The sequence below is a fragment of the Mesorhizobium sp. M7A.F.Ca.US.006.04.2.1 genome, assembly GCF_004022915.1.
Classification (GTDB): domain Bacteria; phylum Pseudomonadota; class Alphaproteobacteria; order Rhizobiales; family Rhizobiaceae; genus Mesorhizobium; species Mesorhizobium ciceri.
This window is the reverse complement of sequence record NZ_RZQA01000349.1, coordinates 1-6,111: the sequence shown is the minus strand read 5'-3', so window position 1 is coordinate 6,111 and position 6,111 is coordinate 1. Positions and strand designations below refer to the sequence as shown.

7 protein-coding genes are annotated in these 6,111 nt (G+C 62.2%); 2 read left to right on the top strand and 5 right to left on the bottom strand.

Annotated features, from left to right (window positions below; genetic code table 11):
* On the top strand, nucleotides 1-482 hold a 482-nt coding region (locus EN925_RS19050), incomplete at its 5' end, for an aldolase/citrate lyase family protein (protein ID WP_245487242.1).
* A gap of 38 nt (nucleotides 483-520) precedes the next feature.
* On the opposite strand, the gene EN925_RS19045 is transcribed toward EN925_RS19050, so the two are convergent.
* Entirely contained in the window at nucleotides 521-1,666 is a 1,146-nt protein-coding gene (locus EN925_RS19045) for an acyltransferase (protein WP_127369484.1), read from the bottom strand.
* 190 nt (nucleotides 1,667-1,856) lie between these two features.
* Complete coding sequence (locus tag EN925_RS19040) at nucleotides 1,857-2,405, bottom strand: alpha/beta hydrolase (RefSeq protein WP_013532123.1); 549 nt, start codon at nucleotides 2,403-2,405, stop codon at nucleotides 1,857-1,859.
* A 249-nt stretch (nucleotides 2,406-2,654) separates the two neighbouring features.
* On the opposite strand from EN925_RS19040, the gene EN925_RS19035 reads away from it, so the two are divergent.
* A complete protein-coding gene (locus EN925_RS19035) occupies nucleotides 2,655-3,467 on the top strand; it encodes a VOC family protein (RefSeq protein ID WP_013532122.1) in 813 nt (270 codons plus the stop codon).
* Nucleotides 3,468-3,592: 125 nt separating this feature from the next.
* Here the strand turns inward: EN925_RS19035 and purB are convergent, their stop codons facing one another.
* The 3 genes from purB to EN925_RS19020 all read right to left on the bottom strand — a co-directional run.
* Nucleotides 3,593-4,900 carry an adenylosuccinate lyase gene (gene purB, locus EN925_RS19030; protein WP_127367026.1) on the bottom strand — a complete coding sequence of 436 codons (1,308 nt, stop codon included), beginning with the start codon at nucleotides 4,898-4,900 and terminating at the stop codon, nucleotides 3,593-3,595.
* Nucleotides 4,901-4,959: 59 nt separating this feature from the next.
* Nucleotides 4,960-5,373 carry a hypothetical protein gene (locus EN925_RS19025; RefSeq protein ID WP_013532120.1) on the bottom strand — a complete coding sequence of 138 codons (414 nt, stop codon included), beginning with the start codon at nucleotides 5,371-5,373 and terminating at the stop codon, nucleotides 4,960-4,962.
* Nucleotides 5,374-5,480: 107 nt separating this feature from the next.
* Nucleotides 5,481-6,111 (bottom strand): DUF2259 domain-containing protein (locus EN925_RS19020; protein ID WP_128336804.1); only part of this gene is annotated, 631 nt, incomplete at its 5' end.

Sequence of the window (6,111 nt, the reverse complement as noted above, 5' to 3'; positions counted from 1 at the left end):
ACGCAAAACTGTTCGCCGCCGCCATGAAATACCCGCCGGTCGGCGAGCGCTCCTGGGGCCCGACCTACGCTTTTCCCCGCCACGGCCAAGGCGACCAGGCCGACTGGCTGCGCGACACCAACCAGCGCACCATGGCCTTCGCCATGGTCGAGACGCGTGCAGCCCTCGATGCTCTCGATGGCATCCTCGATACGCCCGGCATCGACGGCATCTTCCTGGGCCCGTCGGATTTCTCGATCGCCTGGAGCAATGGCGCCACGGTCAATTCGACGCTGGAAAGCATGATGGAGACGGTGGCGTCGGTGGCCGAGCGCACCCGCAAGGCCGGCAAACATGCGGCGATCTACGTTGTCGAGCCGGCAATTGCCGGCCGGGTCGTGTCGATGGGCTATCGCCTGCTGGCCATGGGCTCGGAGCATGCGCTGATTTCACTGGGCGCAAAGACCCTGCTCAAGGGCATCAAGGATTCGATCGGATCCTGAACCCGAACCGGACGCACTGCCGTCACAGCGCCGGGCGGTTAGGCGCTCGACGCCGCAGGCGCCGCGGCGATAGGTCCGCCGCGCCTGAACCTGTTGAACAGGGCGCCGACCATCTGGACCCACCAGTTGTTGAAGGTCATGAGCGGCAACGCCGCGAGGATCGAACCCAGTATGGCGGCGGCGGCGCCGAGTGCGGTGGAACCGCTTGTCAACAAAACCCATGACCCCAATGAGCAGATAACGGGTACATGCACGAGGTAGAGTGGGAAGGACAGGTCGCCCAGAAAACGTGCCACCTTACCCGAGAGCCATGATAGAGGCTCATCCACACTCAGCACCGCGTAGACCAACATGACGCTTGCCGGGATGGCCACGCAGGCTTGCCGCAGGCCCACATCGGAAGCCACGTCAAGCACGGCGAACGGGCGATATATGCCCACGGCACTCCCCGCATAACCCAGCAGCGCCAGGGAAACCATCACCATGGCGCCTCTCACCCACCGATTCGGGCGAAAATCCATGGCGAGAAGCGGATAGAGCAAGAGGCTGGCCGGAAAGGCACAAAGAAAGTAACTGACTTGCAGCGCCAGGAACACGACTGCTGCTATGCAGACCCAGAACGATAACGTCCAGCGGCCTTGAAGGAAAAAGACGATCGGGGCGAGGGCGAAGGTCAGCATGCTCCCCCAGAACTCGACCGTCATGGTCCACAGACTGCTGTCATAATAGTTGTCGCCGTAGATGAACGTCCGCCACGCCCCTTGCAGAAACGCGTCGGCGAAACTCGCAGTCTCCGGCGATAGCACCTTTGAAGCATTGCCGAAACTTCTCAGCCAGTCGGATTGGGTGACGGCGGCCGCATCCTTGATGAAATACAGGTCGAGCTTGAAGATGATGCAGGATGCCAGCGTCGTAACGAGTACCGGGCCGGCCAGGCGTGGCAGGCGCTTGATCGCACCCAACCGCAGATCTTGTGCCTTGCTGGTCTGAAAATAACGCTTCACGAGCACGTAGGAAGACAGGACGAAAAACAGGTAGACGGCGGAGCCGCCATTGAACGCGACGAAAGCCAGGCTTGTTTTGAGCGATTGCCCGGCCAAGTCTCCCTCGCCTTCCATCAATGGCGCAAAAGCACCCAAACAATGCCCATTCAGAACTACGAGCGCGGCGACACCTCTTAACAATCGAGTGAAGCATCCTTGGCCAAGTATGGGCTTTCTTTGAATAATTGCTATTTAGTACGCGCGAATATAATCGTTCGGCGAACAGAGTTCGCCGTTGCTGGAGAGATTATCGCGATCTGCATTAAATTATTGTTCACGCAAGCCGGATGGCCTGCCGAGCAGCTTCGTGTTCAGGCTTTGACCGTATATATTACAGGTCCGTCAGGAACTTGGCGAAGGTCATCGAGCCTTCGGGCCACGGTCCGAAGCCCGAATCCTCGCTGAGATGACCGGTTTCGCCGGCATCGATGAACAGCGAGCCCCAGGCACCGGCAATGTCTTCGGCGACATCGAAGGCGCAGAACGGATCGTTGCGGCTGGCAATCACGATCGAGGGAAAGGGCAGCGGCTCACGCGGGTAGGGGCCGAAGGTCATCAGGTGCCTGGGCCTGATCTCGGGGTTAGCGACATCGGGCGGCGCCACGAAGAAGGCCCCGGCGACCGGCTTGCGGAATTGCGGAATGGCTTGCACCGCCGCGGCGACGCCAAGTGAGTGCGCGACCAGGACGACCGGCCGCTCGGCCTCGTTGACCGCCTTGGCGACGCTCGCCGTCCAGTCCTCGCGCACCGGCTTCGACCACTCCGCCTGTTCGACGCGGCGCGCCGTCGACAGCTTCGACTGCCAGCGGCTCTGCCAATGGTCGGGGCCGGAATTGGTGTAGCCCGGCACGATGAGAATATCTGCGTCTCTGACCTTCATGGCGCTGAGATAGCGAGCGGCATCGCTTCGTGCAACCGGCAGAAACGCCACGTTTGATCACAATAGTGAACACCATGTTCGCTTCTTCGCGTCTTGTGTGAACGATGCGGATGGACGATCTGTGGTCAGGAAAAGAAACAGCCGTGCGCGGGAACCCTGACTTTGGAACTGACACGACGTACAATGATCGGCGGAGTGGGGTTTCTCGCTTTGGGAGCTTCATCGCAGGCCGGTCGAACGGAGCATTTGATGAGCGAGTTGCCTTTTGCCGCCACCACCCCGGTCAGCGTTGCCCGCGTCGGGCTGAAGGCGCGCGACGCGGAAAGCCTTGCCGCATATTATCGCAGCATCGTCGGTCTGCAGGAACTGAGCCGCGCCGATGGGGCGATCACGCTGGGCGCCGCCAACCGTCCGTTGCTGGTCATCGAGGCCGATCCTTCGGCCAAGCCGGATGATCCTCGCAGCGCAGGCCTGTTCCATACTGCCTTCCTGCTGCCCAGCCGTGCCGATCTCGGCCGCTGGATCAACCACGCCATATCAAACAAGATCGCCATCGAGGGCGCTTCCGACCATCTGGTCAGCGAAGCACTGTACCTGACCGATCCCGAAGGCAACGGCATCGAGATCTATGCCGACCGCCGTCCGCAGGACTGGAAGTGGAATGGCGACAAGGTGGCGATGGCGACCGAGCGGATGAACATTCCGTCCGTCGTTGCCGAAGTGCCTGCGGGTGACGCCGGCTGGCAGGGCGCGCCGGAAAACAGCGTCGTCGGCCATGTCCACCTGCGCGTCGGCAGGCCGGAAGACGCCGAAGCCTGGTGGAACCAGGAATTCGGCTTCGACACGGTGGCCAAATATGGCGGCCAGGCGGTGTTCCTGTCGTCAGGCGGCTATCACCACCACATCGGCGCCAACGCCTGGCAGAGTTCGGGCGCCGGCCGCCGCGATCCCAGCCGGTCGGGTCTGGCCTGGGTGGAGATGCGTTCGGACAATGTGACCAGCCCGGTGACCCGCGAAGATCCATGGGGCACGGTGATCAGGACTGTTCCCGGCAAGGCTTGATTTGAGGGCTGCGCCAAGCTGGAGCACCCCTCAACCGTCGCGGCGTTGCGCGCCGATCCACCTTCTCCCACAGGGGAGAAGGTGAAGCCTGCCGCTCGCGGCCAGCGACGGTATAGCGCTTTGCCTCAGGCTTTGCCAAACACCCGCTTGAAGATCGTGTCGACATGCTTGGTGTGATAGCCCAGGTCGAATTTCTCGCGGATTTCGGCCTCGGGCAGGGCAGCGGTCACTTCCTTGTCGGCCAGTAATTCTTCAAGAAAATCAGCGCCTTGCTCCCACACCCTCATGGCGTTGCGCTGGACCAGACGGTAGGAGTCTTCGCGAGACAACCCAGCCTGCGTCAGCGCCAGCATGACACGCTGCGAATGCACGAGGCCGCGGAACTTGTTCATGTTCTTCAGCATGTTGTCGGGATAGACGAGCAGCTTGTCGATGACGCCGGTCAGCCGTGACAGTGCGAAATCGAGCGTCACGGTGGCGTCAGGGCCGATCATGCGCTCGACTGAGGAGTGGGAAATGTCGCGCTCATGCCAGAGCGCCACATTCTCCATCGCCGGCATCGCCATGGAGCGAACCATGCGGGCAAGGCCGGTGAGGTTTTCGGTCAGCACCGGGTTGCGCTTGTGCGGCATGGCCGAGGAGCCCTTTTGGCCCGGCGAAAAATACTCTTCCGCTTCGAGCACTTCGGTGCGCTGCAAATGCCTTATCTCGATCGACAGCCGCTCGACCGACGAGGCGATGACGCCGAGCGTGGCAAAGAACATCGCGTGGCGGTCGCGCGGGATCACCTGCGTCGACACCGGCTCGGGCTTCAGGCCGAGCTTCGCCGCCACATGTTCCTCGACATAGGGGTCGATGTTGGCGAAGGTGCCGACCGCCCCGGAGATCGCACAGGTGGCGATATCCTCACGCGCGTGCACCAACCGCTCGCGGCAGCGCGAGAACTCGGCATAGGCCTGCGCCAGCTTGACGCCGAAGGTCGTCGGCTCGGCATGGATGCCGTGGCTGCGGCCAATGGTGACGGTGTTCTTGTGCTCGAAGGCGCGGCGCTTGAGCGCTGCAAGCAGACCGTCGATGTCGGCGAGCAGGATGTCGCTGGCGCGGGTCAGCTGTACGGCGAAGCAGGTGTCGAGAACGTCCGATGAGGTCATGCCCTGGTGGATGAAGCGGGCGTCCGGCCCGACAAATTCAGCAAGATGGGTCAGGAAGGCGATGACGTCATGCTTGGTGACTCGTTCGATCTCGTCGATCGCCTCGACGTCGAATTTTGCGGCACTACCCTTTTCCCAGATGGTTTTTGCCGCTTCCCTGGGGATGACGCCGAGTTCGGCCAGCGCATCGCAGGCATAGGCTTCGATCTCGAACCAGATGCGGAACCGGGTTTCTGGCGACCAGATGGCGACCATTTCCGGCCGGGAATAGCGAGGGATCATCGGTCAGTCCTGACATATCGAGAAGTTTGCCCGCGTCCTAACAGAGGCGAGCAAAATGCTCAACGCCGCTGGCGCGCAAACCAGACGCCCGCGGCAAACAGAGCGATGAAACCAACTGGAAAATAGAGCCGGATGCCCAGCACTACGAACTGATAGAGCGCAATCAACGTCGTGAAGACGAACTGGAGGACCCAGGTGCGGGTGAAAGCAGGCGCATGCCACTCGGCGTAGTAGGAGCGGTACTGCAGGGCAAACAGCCCGCCGGTCAGGCCGATCGTCGCCGCTGCTAGGCACACGAAGGCCGCGGCGAAAGCGACTTCCCAGCGTCTTCCCTGCGAGACCAGCCGCGTCGCAAACAGGCCGATGGGGAAGGCCAGCGCAGCTCCCGCCGCAAACAGCATGGTGACAATGCGGATTTTCGCCGGCGTCTCCCAGTCGTCCAACAACAGGGTGACGAGCGCGCTGGCGCCCATCGTCACAGCCCACAACACTGCGCCGATAAGCGCTGTGCGCGGCGTCGGTATCGCGCGGCGAAGGCGGTTCAGCGCACGATCGCGCGCGGCGGGTTGAGCACGGGATGTCACAGGCGACCGGTCACCGCGATCCAGCGAAAGTCCGGGCCTTCAAAGCCGTATTGGCGCACCGCGATCAGCACGGCATAGGCGCTGAGGCTGTCCATGGAAAAGGTTTGCACGGCGCCGATGCGATAGCCGTTCGGGCAACCCCGGCTTTTCGGTATCGCCTTGTCCTGGTGCAGCAGCTTGGTCGTGCCGCCATCCTGCGCCTCGATGCGCAGCAGCCGGAAGCCGTTGATTTCGCCCTGGCTCTCGCAGCCATCGGCGTTGTTCATGCCCAACTCGTCGAGCCGGAACTCGAGCGGTGGGTCGACCGGAGTGAAGATCGGGCGCGGATTGACCGCCATCCGGTGCGGATCCGCCGAAAGCTCGGTCACCGGGTTGAAACCCGCGGTGATGCCGCGGTTGGCGTCCAACTCGGCCTGGCTGACAATGGATTCGCCTTTTTGCCGGGCCTGAAGGCGCACCGCATCCAGTTTGGCATTCTCGTCCTCAAGCCGGACCCGGATCGGCGTGCCCTTCAGAAAGCTGTCGGTGCTCGTGTCGATGTAGTAGCGGTTGGCATAGGGAAAGCCCGATCCATCCTGCACGCCATATTCCTCGAAAGCGAAGACGCTGCCGTCCTTGGTGAAGCCG

What these genes read in the sequence shown, in the direction of transcription:
- EN925_RS19040 (WP_013532123.1), bottom strand. Translation starts at nt 2,405, where the DNA reads ATGAAGGTCAGAGACGCAGATATTCTCATCGTGCCGGGCTACACCAAT.
- EN925_RS19035 (WP_013532122.1), top strand. Translation starts at nt 2,655, where the DNA reads ATGAGCGAGTTGCCTTTTGCCGCCACCACCCCGGTCAGCGTTGCCCGC.
- EN925_RS19025 (WP_013532120.1), bottom strand. Translation starts at nt 5,373, where the DNA reads ATGGGCGCCAGCGCGCTCGTCACCCTGTTGTTGGACGACTGGGAGACG.
- purB (WP_127367026.1), bottom strand. Translation starts at nt 4,900, where the DNA reads ATGATCCCTCGCTATTCCCGGCCGGAAATGGTCGCCATCTGGTCGCCA.